Raw genomic sequence first — 15,205 nt, 5'->3', positions numbered from 1 at the left:
TAGGTGTTCGACCAGTAACCTACGGTGATGCGTCAGAGTTCGCTCGTCGTCGTCGCCAACCGCCTTCCGCTTGATGACAACGCCGCACCGGACGGTGCCTGCGAGTGGCGCCGCAACCCGGGCGGCCTGGCCAGTGCCCTGCACGCGATCCTGGCGCCGACCCCGGCCACCTGGGTCGGCTGGGCCGGCGGCGTGGGCCGGGCGCCCGCCCTGCCCGACGTGGGCAGCCTCCGTCTGCGGCCGGTGTCGCTGACCGAGGACGACCTGCGCGGCTACTACGAGGGGTTCGCCAACTCGACGCTCTGGCCGCTCTACCACGACGCCGTACAGCAGCCGGTCTTCCAGCGGGACTGGTGGGAGACGTACCGGACGGTCAATCAGCGGTTCGCCGACGCGGCCGCCGAGGTCGCCGAAGAGGGCGCCGCCGTCTGGGTGCAGGACTACCACCTGCAGCTGGTGCCGCGGATGCTCCGGGACCTGCGCCCCGACCTGCTGATCGGGTTCTTCATGCACGTGCCGTTCCCGCCGCCGGAGCTGTTCATGCAGCTCCCCCGCCGGGTCGAGCTACTGCGCGGGATGCTCGGGGCCGACCTGGTCGGTTTCCAGCGGGAGCAGGCCGCACACAACTTCGCTCAGCTCGCCCGCAAACTGCTCGGCGCGGAGGCCACCGATCAGACCGTCGCGATCGATGGGCGGACGGTGCGGACCGGGGCGTTCCCGATCTCCATCGACGTCGCGGAGATGCGCGCGCTCGTCACCCGCCCGGACGTGGTCAGCCAGGCGAAACAGCTGCGCCACGACCTGGGGCAGCCCAAGCGGGTGCTGCTCAGCGTAGACCGGCTGGACTACACCAAGGGCATCGAGCACCGGCTCACGGCGTACAGCGAGCTGCTGCGGGACGGGTACGTGAAGGTTCGCGACACGGTGATGGTGCAGGTGGCCGTACCCAGCCGGGAGCGGGTGGAGAGCTACCAGGAGCTGCGCGACCGGATCGAGGGCGAGGTCGGCCGGATCAACGGCGAGTACGGCCGGGTCGGCGAGCCCGCCATCCACTACCTGAACCAGCCGTTCGGCCGGGCCCAGCTGGCCGCGCTGTACCAGACCGCGGACGTGATGGTGGTGACTCCGCTGCGGGACGGCATGAACCTGGTCGCCAAGGAGTTCGTCGCGGCTCGCGAGGACGGCTCCGGCGCGCTGGTGCTCAGCGAGTTCGCCGGCTCGGCCGCCGAACTGGAACAGGCCTTCCTGGTCAACCCGCACGACGTGGACGGGCTCAAGGAGACGCTGCTGCGGGCCATGCAGGCCGACCGCGCCGACCTGGCCGCCCGGATGGCCGCCATGCGCCGGCACCTGGCCGGCCACGACATCCTGGTCTGGGCCCGGGCGTACCTCAGCGCGCTGGACGACACCGGGCACCTCGCCACCCTCACCGGCGTCGCCCCCGGCTAGATCTCTTTGCCCAGCCAGTCCAGGATCGCGTCGATCGGCTCGGTCCAGTTCGTCTCCAGCATCAGGTCGTGTCCCATGCCGGGGAACAGCAGGGGCGCGCCGCCGTAGCGGGCGGCCGCGCGATCCAGTGCGGAGCGGCGCACGACCCGGTCGTCCGGGCTGCCCACGATCAGGGTGGGTGGCGCGCCGACCGGCTTCGGCAGCCGCGCGCGGCTGAGCAGCTCGGCTCGTGGACGGGCGTCGACGCGCTCCAGGTACGCCGCCGCGCCCGTACCGAGCTGCCGCTGGTTGAGCCGCAGCCGCCCGCCGAAGAGCGCCGGCAGCGTGCCGAACGGGTTGGCCCGTAGTGCGGCGGCCAGCGCCGCCCAGCCGTCCAGCACCGGCGCCACGAGCACCGCCGCACGCGCCGGATAGCGGCCCAGGGCGCGAGCCACCACCAGGGCGCCGACACCGTGCCCGACCAGCACCGCCTGCCGGGGCAGCGAGGCCGCCACCTGCACCACGTCGTGCACCTGGGCACGCAGGTCGCCGCCGGCCCGCGGGGTGACCGCGTGCGCCGGGAACCCGCGGCCGGCGGTGTGCCCGAGCCAGTGCTCCGCGAACGCCCAGGCGCCGTGGCCGAGGCCCGGTACGAACAGCACCGGCGGCTGGTCGTCGTGGTCGTCCGGCAGGAGCGCGACGACCTCCCGGTCGGCCGGTGGCACCGGGTTGGTCCAGTCGTCGAAACGAAGCACCTCAGGACTCCATCTGCTTCAGCAGGCTCTCCAGAGCACGCAGGTAGTCCACGTGGTCCACCTCGAACCAGTGCCGCGACGAGGGCACCACCCGGCGGCGCGACCAGGTGGTCAGCGGCCGGGTGGACTCCTTCTGCTGCACGGCGGCCGCCCGGGCCGGGTCGGTCATCCGCAGGCGCAGCCAGCGGGCCACCGCGACGCTCTGCCAGTGTGCGAGCGGAAGGACCCCGGAGTCCGGCTGCAACAGACCGATCACCGCAAGCGTCGGATGCTTCCGGGCGAACGCGTGCAGGTGCAGGTCGGGACGGCCGTGCTCGTCGGTGTCCAGCAGTTCCGGGGTGAGGAAGTCGAACCGGGGCCGGTAGCCGGTCGCGGTGATCACCAGGTCGGGTTCGGCCCGGCTGCCGTCGGTGAACTCCACGGCCGAGCCGTCGAAGCGGGCCACGTCGGGCCTCGGGCGGATCCGGCCGTGCCCCAGGTAGTAGGGCAGCAGGCTGTTGACGATCGGATGACTCTCGTACGGGCGGTGGTCCGGCCGGGGCAGGCCGAAGCGGGTCAGGTCCGGAGTGACACGCCGGTAGAGCCACTGCCGCAGCCGCAGCGGCAGGCGCCACCGCAGCAGGCGGTCGTTCACCTGGTCGGCGGGGCGGCCGAGGAGGTACTTCGGGGCGTACCAGTAGCCACGCCGGGTGGAGTGCCAGACCTCGGTGGCCTGCTGCGCCGCCTCGACGGCGATGTCGCAGCCGGTGTTGCCGCCGCCGATCACCAGCACCTTGCGGCCGCGCAGCCTCGCCGGATCCTTGTACGCCCCGGCGTGCATCACCTCGCCCCGGAAGTCCCCCGGGATCTCGGGTTTCATCGGGGACCAGTTGTGCCCGTTGGCGACCACGATCGCCGCGTACCGCTGGGTGCGGGACGAGCCGCCACCGGTCGACTGGATGGTCACGTCCCAGCGGCCGTCATCGGCGGGTACGGCGGAGACCACCTCCATGCCGAACCAGATGTGCCGGCCGAGGTCGAAGTGTTTCGCGTACCGCTCCAGGTAGGCGAGCACCTGGCTGTGGTGGGGATAGTCCGGCCAGGTGTCCGGCATCGGGAAGTCGGGGAACTCGGTCAGCGGCCGGGACGAGATCAGGTGGGTGCTCGCGTACACCGGGCTGCGGTCGTGGCGCCAGTTCCAGGCGCCGCCGACACCGGTCTCGCGCTCGTAGCAGTCGACCGCGAATCCCTGCTCACGCAGGCTCTTGATCGCGGTGAGGCCGCTGGCACCGGCGCCGACCACACAGACGGCGTCACGCCGGTCGCCCGGGTCGGGGGAGTCGTGCACCCGGCGATCCTTGCAGACCTCAGGGCTGCGAGGAAGGGAGCAGAAGGTCCGCGACGACCGGTAGATGATCACTAGCAGCGCGGGCCCGCTCGGTCGAGATGATCTCGTAACGTTCGATGCTCACGTCGGGGGTGACGAAGAGGCCGTCGATCCGGCGCTGCGGCACCGCGGCCGGGAATGTGGGTACGTCGTCGCCCGACGAGAGCAGCCCGTCCTGGACCGTCCGCCAGGCGCCCCCGCCCGGCCCCTCGTTCAGGTCGGCGGCGGCGATCAGCGGGCCCTCGACCCGGGACAGCTCCGCCTTCCAGAGGGCGGCCTGGGCGGGCCGCTCGGCGGGATCGGTGGCCAGGTGGGAGCCGGAGACGGTGAACGTGGCTCCGCGTACCGCGCCCTCGGCGAAGACCGCGCCGCGCAGATGCCGGCCCGGGGTGAGCGGATAGCGCAGGCACCAGGACCGGCGGATCGCCACCCGCAGGCTCACCAGCAGCAGGTTGCCCAGCGAGGGCAGGCCGCCGGCCGCCACCACCAGGCCGGTGTCAGCGGCCAGCAGGGCGCACCTGTGCCGCCACCGGAAGCGGCGGGGCGCCTCCTGTATGACGAGGACGTCCGGTGCCAGCTCCTTGACCAGGCCGACCAGGGCGGCCCGGTCGTCCCGCAGCCCGTGGACGTTGTAGCTGACCACTCGCAGCGGGACCCCGGGCATCCGCGGCCCTATCCGCTGTACCTGGCGAGGTCGGCGGCACCGACCACGCCGGCCACGTTGCCCATCTGGGCGGCCCGCACCTCGGCCACCGGGAACCGGTTGCGCTGGGCGAGCTGATCCCGGTACGTCCGCTCGGCCGGGCCCATCAGCAGCGGCCCGGCGTCGATCACCCCGCCGCCGATCACCAGGATCTGCGGGTCCAGGCTCTGCGCCAGATCCGCCAGGGCGACCCCGAGCCAGTAGCCGACCTGCGCGAACGCGTCCATCGCGACCCCGTCACCGGCCCGCGCCGCCTCGGTGATCTGCCGGCCGGTGATCGCCAGCGCGTCGCCGCCGGCCAGCTCGAGCAGTTTCGCGGCGCGTTCCGGCTCCTGCCGGGCACCGGCCCGGCCGAAGCGGACCAGCGCGTTGCCGCTCGCGTACTGCTCCAGGCAGCCGAGCCGGCCGCAGCCGCACGGATGCCCGTCCGGAACCGACTGGATGTGGCCGAGCTCGGCGGCGATGCCGTTGGCGCCGCGCCACAGCTTGCCGTTCAGCACGATGCCGCCGCCGATGCCGGTACCGACGGTGATCATCACCATCGAGTCGTCCGCCTGCTTGGCCACGCCGAACCGGAACTCCGCCCAGGCGGCCACGTTGGCGTCGTTGTCCAGCACGGTCGGCAGGCCGACCGCCTTGCTCACGTACGCCTGCAGCGGCTCGTCACGCCAGGCCAGGTTCGGCGCGAACAGCACGGTCGAGCCGGCGGCGTCGATCCACGCCGCGGCGCCGATGCCGATCGCGGTCGCGTCCGGGTACTGCTCCGCCAGCTCGGCGGCCACCTCGACGATGGTGTCCCGGGTGCCGGCCGGGTCCTCCGCCGGCGTCGGCCGGCGGTTCGACGCGAGCACGTTGCCCAGTTCGTCGACCACGCCACCGGCGACCTTGGTACCGCCGACGTCGATTCCGATGGTCAGCGTCACGCTGCCCGTCCCCTCTGCAAACAGTTCACACCGCGTCGCCGGCGCGGGCGTCGTCGCCCGGCGCCGCGTCGCGGTCCTCGGGCGCCGGAGCGCCCAGGTCATGATCCACGCTACGGTGCGCGGCCGCGTCGGTCGCGGCGGCCTCCGAGGTGGCCATGGCCCAGACATCGGACCCCGATCCGGTACGGAAGCCCGCACCTCCATGGTCCGGTGTCCCGCCGGGACGGGTGGTCTGTTTCGCCGCCTCCGCGGCGGCCTGACGGGCCTGCTCCACGGCTCGCGCCACCGCCTCCTCGGCGGCAACCGCCCGGGCCCGCGCCGCGGCGGCGGCATGCCGCGCGTCCGCCGCACTCGCGGCCGCCCAGGGGTCGGTCGGCTCCGTGCCGGGCACTTCGTGCGGTGCGGTGGCCGTCGGCGCGTCCTGGGCGGTGGCGGTCGGCTCCCCCTGTGCGGTGGCGGTCGGCTCGTCCTGGGCGGTGGCGGTCGGCTCGCCCTGTGCGGTGGCGATCGGCTCGCCCTGTGCGGTGGCGATCGGCTCGTCCTGGGCGGTGGCCGCCGGCTCGTCCTTGGCGGTGGCCGCCGACCAGACGCTGTCCGGGTTCGTCGGTCGCGGCTGGGGCGTCTCTCGCGGGGCCGGCGGGCGAGGGCGCTGGGTGGCGATGCCGGAGAACGCGCGCATCAGGCCGGCCACTCCGTTCGCGATGTCGCCGGCGCTGGTGGCGAGCCGCTCGGCCGTCTCCGGGCTCGGGTCGCGCATGGCCGCGATCACCTTGCAGACCGGGCAGACGCAGCACTCGGCGCTGCCGGTGGCCCAGTGGCCGCCGCTCTGGTAGCCGCCTTGCTGGCCGCCGCTCATGTCGCCGCCGCCTTGGTGACCTTCGTCGCGCTGGGCGCCGCCGGGCTGGCCGCTGCCGGAGACCATGCCGATCAGTCCGGCCACGGACTCACCGAGAATGCCGAGGACGTCCGCTTCACCCGTACCAGAAGCGGGTTTGGACGAGCTGTGACCGCTCACCGCGGCACCCAGGCCGCCGGTCGCGGCCCTGGCGAGGATGGTCGCGACCAGCCGCTCGGCCTCCTCACGTGCTGACCCGGCCATCGCGCTCCCCTCGTCGCCGGCGGCTAGGCCGCGGGCAGGCTCTCGACGCGGCGCTTGAGCTCCTTCAACGCCGTATCCATGATCAGTTTCTCGGCCTTGCGGCGGAACATGCCGAGCATGCCGATCGCGAGATCCACCGCAAGGGTGTAAGTCACCGTCGTGCTGCCGTCGGCGTTCTCCACCAGGTCGTAGGAGCCGTCCTGAGAGCGCTGCGTCTTGGACGGCTCGACCAGGTGCCACTCGATCCGGGAGAGATCGTCGGCATACGCGTACTCCAACGTGTACTCGTCGACCAGAACGGTCGCGTCGATCTGGAAGCGGACCTGTGCCGCGTAGCCGTCCTCGTACTCCTCGAGGATCTCGGCTTTCTTGATCGACTCGGCCCACTCCGGGTAGCGCGGGAAATCGCAGATCACCGCGGCCACCCGTGCGAGTGGCGCATGGACCTGGATCGACTGCGTCGAGGTGTCCGCCATGCACGGGAGGCTACCCGCTGGGTACGACGAACCGCGTCACCGGGGCGACGGAGCAGACGAGCCGATGTCGGTGGGTACGGCTACCATCCGTCACGTGCCAGCCCAAGCGAATGGTCCCGCGCGTCTGCGCCCGGTCGAGGCCGTGGCCCGCGTCGTCATGCTCGCGCTGGTCGCCGCCCTCACCCTCACCTTCACCGAGGATCCGAAACAGCTCGGCTGGATCGTGCTGCTCGCGATCGCGGCCATCCCGGCGTTCGTGGCCCGCGAGCACTACATCCTGGCGCCGGCCGGCCGGTTCGCCGAGGTGGTGGTGACCGGGCTGGCGGCCGGGTCGATCGCCGCCTCCGCCGACGCCGCCGGCCAGGTCAACGCCGGATTCGGCGCCGAGGCCGTGCTGCCGTACCTGGCGGTGCCCCTGCTCACCGCGGCGCTGCACCGCCGGGCCACCGAGGGCGCCGCCCTGCTCGGTGCGGCCACGGTGGCGATGGCGATCGGCGGTTTCTTCACCGGTCCGGCGGACGCGCGCACGCTCTTCCAGCCGGGTTACCTCGCGGCCTGTGGGCAGTGGCTGGTGCTCGGCGTCATCGTCACGTTCGCCGCCGAGACCATGCGCCAGCTGCTCCAGCCGGCCGAGCCCACCCCCCAGCCGTACGCGGAGGCGACCCGCCTGCTCACCCAGCTGCGCAGCGTCGCCCGGTCCCTGCCCGGTGCCACGCTGGACCCGGGCGGCATCTCCGAGCACCTGCTCGAGGAGCTGCGTGCGGTCGCGCCCGGCCATCGGGCCGCGGTGCTCTCGGCCAGCGGCGGCGGCCGGCTCGTGGTGCTCGCCCAGACCGGCGCCGAGCGGGTGGACTGGGAGACCACGCTCGACGCCGACTCGGCCATCGCGGACGCGTGGGCCACTCAGCAGCCGCAGACGGCGAGCCGGTCACAGGCGCGGACGCATGCCGGCGGTGAGGTCTCTTCGCTGGTCGTGCCGTTGGTGGCCGGGGTGCGCACGATCGGGTTGGTCATCCTGGAGACGGACGCCTCGGGGGCGTACCCGTCGGCGGTGGTCCAAGGGGTGACCGAGGTGACCGGCCCGGCCGCGCTGCGGCTGGAAGCCGCCCTGCTCTTCGACGACGTGCGCTCGCTGGCCACCAACGAGGAGCGCCAGCGCCTGGCCCGGGAGATCCACGACGGGGTCGCCCAGGAGCTGGTGATGGTCGGCTACGGCATCGACAACGCGCAGGCCACCCTGCCCGAGGGCGCCGAGGAGACCGCCGAGGAGCTGCGCACGCTGCGCGCCGAGGTGACCCGGGTGATCACCGAGCTGCGGCTGAGCCTGTTCGAGCTGCGCTCCGAGGTCGACCGCAACGGCGGGCTGGCCGCCGCCATCGCCGAGTACGCCCGGACCCTCGGGACGAGCGCCGGGCTGCGGGTGCACTTCACGTTCGACGAGTCAACCGCCCGGCTGCCGGCCGCGACCGAGGCGGAGTTGTTGCGGATCGCGCAAGAGGCGATCACCAACGCCCGCAAGCACGCGGGCGCGTCCAATCTCTGGGTCACCTGCACCGTCGACCCGCCATATGCGGAAATCGAAGTGTCCGATGATGGCAAGGGCTTCGCGGACGAGCGCCCGGACGGCCGTTACGGCCTTACCATCATGGCCGAGCGCGCCGAACGTATCCGAGGACGTCTCAAGATCACGCCACGACACCCCAGCGGGACAACCGTGGCCGTAGTGCTCGGAACTCCGCCTCGGCGCGATAGCGTGCGGGATAGCGTTTCCGCTCCAGAAGGGGAGTAACCCGAGCATGTCGACCAGTCCTGCGCCGACGGGGCGCACCAAGGTCCTCCTAGTCGACGATCACGACCTGATCCGTAAGGGGCTGCGACACGCATTCGAGCGCGACCGGCAGTTCGAGGTCGTGGGCGAGGCCGCGACCGCGGCCGAGGCGGTGCGCCAGGCCGGTGCCCTCCAGCCGGACGTGGTGATCATGGACCTGCGGCTGCCCGACGGCAGCGGCCTGGAGGCCACCCGCGCCCTGCGTAAGAACAACTCGAACATGGGCATCGTCGTCCTGACCATGTATGCGGGCGATGACCAGCTCTTCGGTGCTCTCGAGGCCGGTGCCAGCGCGTTCGTGCCGAAGACCGCACCGGCCGACGAGGTCGTGGCGGCCGCCCGGCACGCCGCGTCCGCGCCCAGCGCGTTCACCGCCGCCGATCTGGCCGAGGCGATGAAGCGCCGGCTCGCCCCGTCCGGCCCGCAGCTCTCGCCGCGTGAGGGTCAGGTGCTCCGCCTGCTCGCCGACGGCATGAGCGTGGCCGGGATCGCCAAGCAGCTGTTCGTCTCCGAGTCGACGGCGAAGACCCACATCTCGAAGCTCTACGAGAAGCTGGGTGCGGCGAACCGGGCTCAGGCGCTCATGACCGCGCTGCGGCTTGGCCTGCTCGAAGCCCCCGACGCGCCAAAATTCTAGACTTCTCGGACATCTTCGGCGTTTCTCATTTTCAATCGGCGAAACGCTAGATACGCCTCGCACCCCAGGCAGAGTCCGAACGCCGCGTTCAGAAACGCCGCGAGCAGCCCGAGTGCGGCCGCGACGAGACCCAGCGTCTCCGTGCCGGAGAGATAGCCCAGGGCGGAGACGTTCAGGAACGCGCAGCCGACGAGCTGAGCGAAACGCACCGGCGCGGCGGGTTCCCGCTCCCCCGACGGGCGCCCGACGGCCCGGAAGATCAGCGCATACGGTCCACGCCGCGGGTCGTAGGCGGTGATCGCGAAAACGATCGCTTGGGCCAGCGCCAGCCAGCCGGATCCGGTGATCAGCACGAGTGCGATGACGATGCTGGTGAGCACGGCGGCGAAGCGCTGGCCACGGGGATCGAGTTCGTTATTCACCTAGGGATAGTAGGACTTTTCGAAGCAAGGCGTTGAGCTGGACGAGCTCGTCCCGGGTGAGCGCCGCCATCACCTGTTTGTCCCGCTCGATGCCCTCGAAGACGTACCGATCCCACATCTCCCGGCCCCTCTGCGTGGGCCGGATGATCATCCGCCGGCGGTCACCGGCGTCCATCTCCCTGGTGACCAGCCCGGCCTCCACCAGCCGGTCCAGCCGGCTGGTCATCGCCGCCCGGGTCACGTTGGCCGCCTCGGCGAGCTGCGCCGGCGTCGCCTCGGTCGGCCACGGCTGCACCATCAGCACGTGCAGGGTCTTGTAGTCCTGCAGGGTGAAGTCCTCGCTACCGACGAACGCCGCGGCGTCGTCGCGCCGCAGCCGTCGCTGAATGTGGATCATCCGGATCAGCGCGCCCTCGACCTCAGGATCGAACGCGGGCTCGTCCTTCCAGAACGCTGACCAGCGCGCCACATGCTGATCCACGCTGTCTCTCATGGCGCCATTCTGTCACGGATCTGATTATTAGATTGCTGATAGTTAGATGGTGAACTACTTTGACCGCCATGACGCGTGACTTCCGCCTGCTTGCCACCGGCCAAGCCCTCTCCTGGCTCGGCAACGGCTTTCAGACCGTCGCCCTCGCCTTCGCTGTCGTCACCCTCGGCGGCGGCGCCCACGACCTCGGGCTGGTCATGGCGGCCTCGGTCGTCACGCTACTGACCGGCACGCTGTTCGGCGGCGTCTGGGCCGACCGCCTCCAGCCCCAGCGCGTCATGGTCGTCTCCGATCTGATCCGCTTCCTGGCCACTGCCGGGATCGCCGTCATGTTCGCCGGCGGCGACTACCAACTGCCGCTGCTCTGCGCCTTGACCGTCGTCTCCGCGGGCGCCGGCAGCTTCTTCAGCCCGGCGATGCGCGCGCTCAAACCGCTGCTGGTCCCTGTTGCGCGACTCCAGTCGGCCAACGCCACGCTCAGCATGGTGCAGACCGCCTGCGGCATCGCCGGTCCGACGGCCGGCGGCATCACCGTCGCCGCCTTCGGCGCGCCGGCCGGCTTCGCGGTCAACGCGGTCAGCTTCCTGTTGTCGATGGTCGCCGCGGCATTGATTCGGGTACGGGCGGAGCGCGGTCCCCGAAAGCCGATGCTGAGTGAGCTGCACGCCGGATGGCGGGAGATCCGCAGCCGCGACTGGCTGATCGGCGGCCTCTTCGGCGCCACGCTCTACCACATCGCCAACGGCATGATCCTGGTCCTGGTGCAGGTGGTGGCGGTCGAACGGCTCGGCGGGGCACACGCCGTCGGGTTGATCGCCGGGGCCGAGGGCGTGGGCGGCTTCCTGGGCGCCACGATCGGGATGCGCTACCGGCCCCGCCGGCTGCTGCGGGCCGGATGGCTGGCGCTGCTGCTGATGCCGGTGTGGGCTTTCGCGTACGTCTGGCCCGGCGTCCTCACCGCCGTCCTGGCCGGCGCCGTGATCGGGTACGCCGGCCTGGTCTTCTTCGACATCGCCTGGGAGACGGCCATCCAGGAGAACGTGCCGCATCGCATGCTGGGCCGGGTCGCGTCGTGGGACTACGTGACGTCGTTCCTGGCCATGCCGGTCGGGAACGCGTTGGCTGGGCCGCTCTCCGATCGATTTGGGATCGATCGGGTGCTCACCTGCTGCGCGTTGGTGCTGTTCGGGGCTGGTGCGTCGCAGTTGCTCATTCCGGGGGTGCGCAAGCTGACCCGCGTCGCCGCTGCGCCCGAGCCTGGCACGACATCCGGCACGGTGGCAGCCGCCGGCACGGGCACAGCCGCCGGCGCGGCCCCGGCCGCCGACCCGATCGCGGCCGGCACGGTCGCGGTCCCGGCCCGTGAACCGGCTGTTTCGCTGGCCGTTGACGCCGACATCACCGCCACACCAGCGGCTCCGCCACGCGACCTGGGCTGACTGCCGCCCTCATCTCACCCCGATCGGTCCGCCCGCCCTGATCAGGACTGAGCGGCCGGCGGCAGCACTTCGGCAAGGGCTGCGATGAGATGCGGCTTGGTGGGAACGCCGGTCGCGCGCCGGACCACCCGGCCCTCGGCGTCGAGCACCAGCAGGGTCGGCGTGCGCCAGATGTTGAGGGCGCGTACCTCGTCCAGGTGGCTCTCCGCGTCGACCTCGACGTGCCGCACGCCCGGCAGCATCGCGGCGACCTCGGCGCTGACCCGGCGCATGGCCCGGCACGGGGCGCAGAACGCGGTGGAGAACTGCAGGAGCGTGGCCGGCGCCGGTCCGACCCCGAGGCGCTCCAGCAGCGCCGGGTCGAGCAGCTCACCGGACTCCGTCATGCCTCGATCTTGTCCGGCGGAAGGCCCATCGACCACGTTGGCCCGCGTGCCGGCCGGAACGTCCGTGCCCATGGACGGCTCCGCTCCGCGAAATCCCACCTCGCGCAGGCGGCCATCAATCCGGCGGCGCCACAGGCCGAATGTCAGCCCGGCCACCACCACGACCACAACGGCAACCATTCCCACCGGATCCATAGGGCAACTCTGACACCCGCATCACGCCGACTGATAGGCGCTCGCCTGCAATGTGAACAACTGCGCATACAGGCCGTCCGCGGCCATCAACTCCTGGTGGTCACCCTCCTCGACGACCGAGCCATGATCGAGCACATAGATCCGGTCCGCCTCCCGGACGCTCGCCATCCGGTGCGTGATCAGCACGACCGTACGTCCAGCCGCCAGATCCCGCAGCCGCCGGTAGACGTCATGCTCAGCCCGCGCATCCAGGTTGGCCGTCGGCTCGTCGCAGATGAGCAGCGGTGCGTCGCGGTGGAAGGCCCGGCTCACCGCGAGCCGCTGCCACTGCCCACCGGACAGGTCGGCCCCGTCGGTGAAGTGCCGGGAGAGCAACGTCTCATACTGGCGCGGCAACTCCATCACGAACTCGTGCGCGTCCCCGGCCCGAGCCGACTCCTGCACCTGATTCAGCGACACCGGCCGATCGTGGCGGCCGATCGCGATGTTGAGCCGCGCCGACAACGGCCACCTGGTCGGCTCCTGCATCACCACCGCGACGCGTTCCCGGATCGACTCCGGATGCATCACCCCAACGTCGGTCCCGTCCCAGGTCACCGTGCCCTGCTGCGGCCGGTACAGGCCGGCGAGCACGGCGGCGAGCGTCGACTTGCCGGAGCCGTTCTCCCCGACCAGCGCGATGATCTGGCCGCGGCGCAGGGTCAGGCTGACGTCGGCGACGGCCGGCCGCTCCGCCTCCGGGTAGCTGAACGTCACCCGATCCAGGCGAATCTCCTCGAAGCGTTCGGGGGCACGCCGCTCCAGCGACGGTTCGGCACGTTCCTGCGACAGTTCGGTGAAGCCTTGGAAGTCGGCGAAGTACAGACCCTGCTCGTACACCCGGTTGACCGCGAAGGTGAGCTCGGACAACTTGCCGATCCCGATGTTGATCGCGTACGCCGCCCCGCCGGCGGCGGCCAGCTCCATCCGGCCGGTCCAGAGCAGCCAGCACAACATCCCGTACGCCAGACCGGTGGCCAGCCCACTGAGCGCCTGACCGGTCACGTTGGTGCGGACCACCCGGTCGGCCACCCGGATCTCCTCCTCCGTGGTGGCCCTCAGCAGCCGTGCCACCTCGACCAGCAGGAACCGCCGCACCGTGAACGCGCGCAACTCCCCCGCCGGCTCCCGCTCCGCCATCAGGTGAGCGAGCATGCGCTGGCGCCGCCAGACCGCGATGAGCCGCAGGTTGCTGCGGTACCCGAGCCGCGCCGCGCGCACCGCCGCCCATCCGGTCGGCAGCACCGCCAGCACCAGCATCGGCAGCAACGCCGGATGCAGCACGGCGAGGACGCCGGCCGCGGCAGTCAGCCCGATCACACTGGTGAGCACCTCGATGCCCTGATCGACCAACTGCTGCGCGGCCATGGTCCCGCGGTCCCGGGCGCGCTGCATGGCGTCCCGCCAGGCCGGATCGTCGAACGTGGCCAGATCGACCCGGGTGGTGAGGTCGAGCAGGCGCATCTCCGCGGTCTCGTACACCATCGGGGAAAGGCGGCCATGGGCCGCCGTGGCGGCCGATCTGAGCAGCCCGCGCACGGCCAGAGCCAAAACCAGAAGCGACAGCGACGGTACGGCCGCGCGCACCCGTTCCGGCGTCGGCCCCGCCTGCAGCAGCCCGTCGAAGACCCCGACCACACTGATCAGCCCCACCGCCGACGCGACGCCGGTGGCCAGTTGCAACACCAGCACCGCCGCGGTGGTTCGCCGGCTCGCCCGCCACCCGAGCAGCCACGCCTCCCGCAGCAGCCGAGGCAGCCGGCGCAGCATCCGCGAGAAGTCGGTGTTCGCCGCCTCCTGCGTACTGGTCAGCCAGTACGGCAGCTCCATCTCCCCGTCATCCTGCGCCGCCAGCGCAGCCTCACTGTCAACCGGCGCGGCCGCAGCCGCCCCGCCGTCTCCACCCCGCTCAACCCCACCAGCCGGCCCGGCCGCATCGCCGGCCGGCCCAACACCGCCACGCCCAGCCCGCTCCCGGCCCGGCGTATCGAGCGGCTGGCCGATGCCGCCTTCCCCGGCCCGGTCCGGGCGGACAGCATTGCCCGGATGATCGGCTCGGTCCTCGCCGTTGGGCGCGTCGGCAGGCCGCGAAGGCTGCGGGTCGGGGGTGGTGTCCGGCATCGGCGGCCGCCTCTCGGTGGTCCGTCAGCGGAGCTCCGCGTGCGCGGCAGGGCGCGCGACGCACGGACGGCACGCGGCGCGGCGTGCCGGAAGCCCTGCACCGTTCCTACGCCGCGCGGCCCGGCACTGTCCACCGGCTTTCCGGGCGCGGCGAACTCATTCACGTCACTCCGGTTGGACCTTGGTAGCGTCCCCGACCATGACCACCGGAGCCCTGCCCACCGCCGCCGACGAGGCACGCTTCTGGCAGCTCATCGAGTCCGCCTGGACCGAGCTCGGCCCCGAGCCGGCCGAACTACGCCGCCGCCTGCTGCATCGCGCGCCAGACGCCGAAGGCGAAGACCGGTATGCCCTGGACGGCTGGCTACCCCCGTTCATGAAGCGCCTCGAAGCCGCCTGCGCCGGCATGTCGAGCCGGGAGCTGACCGGCCTGGACCGCGTGCTGGAGCGCAAGATGTACGACATCGACCGCTCCGACATCCACGCCGTCACCGACGGCTCGGACGACGGCTTCCTGTACGCCCGCGGCTACATCGTGGCGGTCGGGCAGGAGTTCTACGAGGCGGTCAAGGCCGACCCCCGGATGGCGATTCCGGACGCCGATTGCGAGGAGATCTGCTACTTCTTCGGCCGGCTCCACGACGGCCGCTTCGGCGCCTTCCCGGAGACCGGCTCCGGAATCAGCCGAGGCACTTGCTCTAACCTGGCCGGTTGGCAATAACAGGCCCCCACCGCCCGGCGCGGCACACCCGGCACGGCACGGCACGCCCAGCACGGCACCCCCTGGCACGGCACGCCCGGCGCGCCCCGGCGCGGCGCGGCACGGCACGCCCCGGCACGGCACGGCGCGGCACAGCCCGGCGCGGCACGGCGCGGCACGGCGCGGCACGGCGCG

At 72.0% G+C, this 15,205-nt stretch carries 15 protein-coding genes; 5 read left to right on the top strand and 10 right to left on the bottom strand.

Annotated features, from left to right (window positions below; genetic code table 11):
• The first annotated feature begins 27 nt into the window (after positions 1–27).
• The gene (locus I4J89_RS18355; RefSeq protein WP_196415207.1) at positions 28–1,449 is read left to right on the top strand and encodes an alpha,alpha-trehalose-phosphate synthase (UDP-forming); all 1,422 of its coding nucleotides are present in this window, start codon (positions 28–30) and stop codon (positions 1,447–1,449) included.
• Here the strand turns inward: I4J89_RS18355 and I4J89_RS18350 are convergent.
• From I4J89_RS18350 to I4J89_RS18325, 6 genes are read right to left on the bottom strand one after another with little or no spacing between them, the layout of a single operon-like run.
• Positions 1,446–2,183 (bottom strand): alpha/beta hydrolase, encoded by a 738-nt coding sequence (locus I4J89_RS18350; RefSeq protein WP_196415206.1) that lies wholly within the window; start codon positions 2,181–2,183, stop codon positions 1,446–1,448. The genes I4J89_RS18355 and I4J89_RS18350 overlap by 4 nt on opposite strands.
• A 1-nt stretch (position 2,184) precedes the next feature.
• Positions 2,185–3,510 (bottom strand): flavin-containing monooxygenase, encoded by a 1,326-nt coding sequence (locus I4J89_RS18345; protein WP_196415205.1) that lies wholly within the window; start codon positions 3,508–3,510, stop codon positions 2,185–2,187.
• 19 nt (positions 3,511–3,529) lie between these two features.
• Positions 3,530–4,213: an endonuclease/exonuclease/phosphatase family protein gene (locus I4J89_RS18340; protein WP_196415204.1), complete on the bottom strand. Its 684-nt coding sequence runs from the start codon at positions 4,211–4,213 to the stop codon at positions 3,530–3,532.
• Positions 4,214–4,221: 8 nt separating this feature from the next.
• Positions 4,222–5,175, bottom strand: coding sequence for an ROK family glucokinase (locus I4J89_RS18335; RefSeq protein WP_196415203.1), 954 nt, complete (start codon positions 5,173–5,175; stop codon positions 4,222–4,224).
• A 25-nt stretch (positions 5,176–5,200) separates the two neighbouring features.
• Positions 5,201–6,274, bottom strand: a complete 1,074-nt coding sequence (locus I4J89_RS51965) for a hypothetical protein (protein ID WP_196415202.1) — start codon at positions 6,272–6,274, stop codon at positions 5,201–5,203.
• Between the two features lie 23 nt (positions 6,275–6,297).
• Positions 6,298–6,750, bottom strand: coding sequence for an SRPBCC family protein (locus tag I4J89_RS18325; RefSeq protein WP_196415201.1), 453 nt, complete (start codon positions 6,748–6,750; stop codon positions 6,298–6,300).
• Between the two features lie 94 nt (positions 6,751–6,844).
• Between I4J89_RS18325 and I4J89_RS18320 the strand changes: the two genes are divergently transcribed.
• The gene (locus I4J89_RS18320; RefSeq protein WP_196415200.1) at positions 6,845–8,539 is read left to right on the top strand and encodes a sensor histidine kinase; all 1,695 of its coding nucleotides are present in this window, start codon (positions 6,845–6,847) and stop codon (positions 8,537–8,539) included.
• A 7-nt stretch (positions 8,540–8,546) separates the two neighbouring features.
• Complete coding sequence (locus I4J89_RS18315) at positions 8,547–9,215, top strand: response regulator transcription factor (protein ID WP_196415199.1); 669 nt, start codon at positions 8,547–8,549, stop codon at positions 9,213–9,215.
• On the opposite strand, the gene I4J89_RS18310 is transcribed toward I4J89_RS18315, so the two are convergent.
• Together I4J89_RS18310 and I4J89_RS18305 are read right to left on the bottom strand one after the other, a co-directional pair.
• Positions 9,212–9,637, bottom strand: a complete 426-nt coding sequence (locus tag I4J89_RS18310) for a DUF4395 domain-containing protein (protein ID WP_196415198.1) — start codon at positions 9,635–9,637, stop codon at positions 9,212–9,214. The two genes, I4J89_RS18315 and I4J89_RS18310, sit on opposite strands and share 4 nt — an antisense overlap.
• A complete protein-coding gene (locus tag I4J89_RS18305; RefSeq protein WP_196415197.1) occupies positions 9,630–10,130 on the bottom strand; it encodes a MarR family winged helix-turn-helix transcriptional regulator in 501 nt (166 codons plus the stop codon). Before I4J89_RS18305 ends, I4J89_RS18310 begins: the two co-directional genes overlap by 8 nt.
• Before the next feature lie 68 nt (positions 10,131–10,198).
• On the opposite strand from I4J89_RS18305, the gene I4J89_RS18300 reads away from it, so the two are divergent.
• Complete coding sequence (locus I4J89_RS18300) at positions 10,199–11,569, top strand: MFS transporter (protein ID WP_230859174.1); 1,371 nt, start codon at positions 10,199–10,201, stop codon at positions 11,567–11,569.
• A gap of 41 nt (positions 11,570–11,610) precedes the next feature.
• On the opposite strand, the gene I4J89_RS18295 is transcribed toward I4J89_RS18300, so the two are convergent.
• Positions 11,611–11,955: a TlpA family protein disulfide reductase gene (locus tag I4J89_RS18295; RefSeq protein ID WP_230859173.1), complete on the bottom strand. Its 345-nt coding sequence runs from the start codon at positions 11,953–11,955 to the stop codon at positions 11,611–11,613.
• Between the two features lie 216 nt (positions 11,956–12,171).
• Positions 12,172–14,019 carry an ABC transporter ATP-binding protein gene (locus tag I4J89_RS18290; RefSeq protein ID WP_196415196.1) on the bottom strand — a complete coding sequence of 616 codons (1,848 nt, stop codon included), beginning with the start codon at positions 14,017–14,019 and terminating at the stop codon, positions 12,172–12,174.
• A gap of 490 nt (positions 14,020–14,509) precedes the next feature.
• Between I4J89_RS18290 and I4J89_RS18285 the strand changes: the two genes are divergently transcribed.
• The gene (locus I4J89_RS18285; protein ID WP_196415195.1) at positions 14,510–15,031 is read left to right on the top strand and encodes a DUF4240 domain-containing protein; all 522 of its coding nucleotides are present in this window, start codon (positions 14,510–14,512) and stop codon (positions 15,029–15,031) included.
• Positions 15,032–15,205: the final 174 nt, after the last annotated feature.

The sequence above is a fragment of the Actinoplanes aureus genome, from assembly GCF_015704865.1.
Classification (GTDB): domain Bacteria; phylum Actinomycetota; class Actinomycetes; order Mycobacteriales; family Micromonosporaceae; genus Actinoplanes; species Actinoplanes aureus.
The sequence above is the reverse complement of the archived record's forward strand: the minus strand, read 5'-3'. Positions and strand labels throughout refer to the sequence as shown.

Excerpts from the sequence above, each read along its gene's own strand:
- I4J89_RS18355 (WP_196415207.1), top strand. The coding sequence starts at position 28 with ATGCGTCAGAGTTCGCTCGTCGTCGTCGCCAACCGCCTTCCGCTTGAT.
- I4J89_RS18340 (WP_196415204.1), bottom strand. The coding sequence starts at position 4,213 with ATGCCCGGGGTCCCGCTGCGAGTGGTCAGCTACAACGTCCACGGGCTG.
- I4J89_RS51965 (WP_196415202.1), bottom strand. The coding sequence starts at position 6,274 with ATGGCCGGGTCAGCACGTGAGGAGGCCGAGCGGCTGGTCGCGACCATC.
- I4J89_RS18325 (WP_196415201.1), bottom strand. The coding sequence starts at position 6,750 with ATGGCGGACACCTCGACGCAGTCGATCCAGGTCCATGCGCCACTCGCA.
- I4J89_RS18315 (WP_196415199.1), top strand. The coding sequence starts at position 8,547 with ATGTCGACCAGTCCTGCGCCGACGGGGCGCACCAAGGTCCTCCTAGTC.
- I4J89_RS18305 (WP_196415197.1), bottom strand. The coding sequence starts at position 10,130 with ATGAGAGACAGCGTGGATCAGCATGTGGCGCGCTGGTCAGCGTTCTGG.
- I4J89_RS18300 (WP_230859174.1), top strand. The coding sequence starts at position 10,199 with ATGACGCGTGACTTCCGCCTGCTTGCCACCGGCCAAGCCCTCTCCTGG.
- I4J89_RS18295 (WP_230859173.1), bottom strand. The coding sequence starts at position 11,955 with ATGACGGAGTCCGGTGAGCTGCTCGACCCGGCGCTGCTGGAGCGCCTC.
- I4J89_RS18290 (WP_196415196.1), bottom strand. The coding sequence starts at position 14,019 with ATGGAGCTGCCGTACTGGCTGACCAGTACGCAGGAGGCGGCGAACACC.
- I4J89_RS18285 (WP_196415195.1), top strand. The coding sequence starts at position 14,510 with ATGACCACCGGAGCCCTGCCCACCGCCGCCGACGAGGCACGCTTCTGG.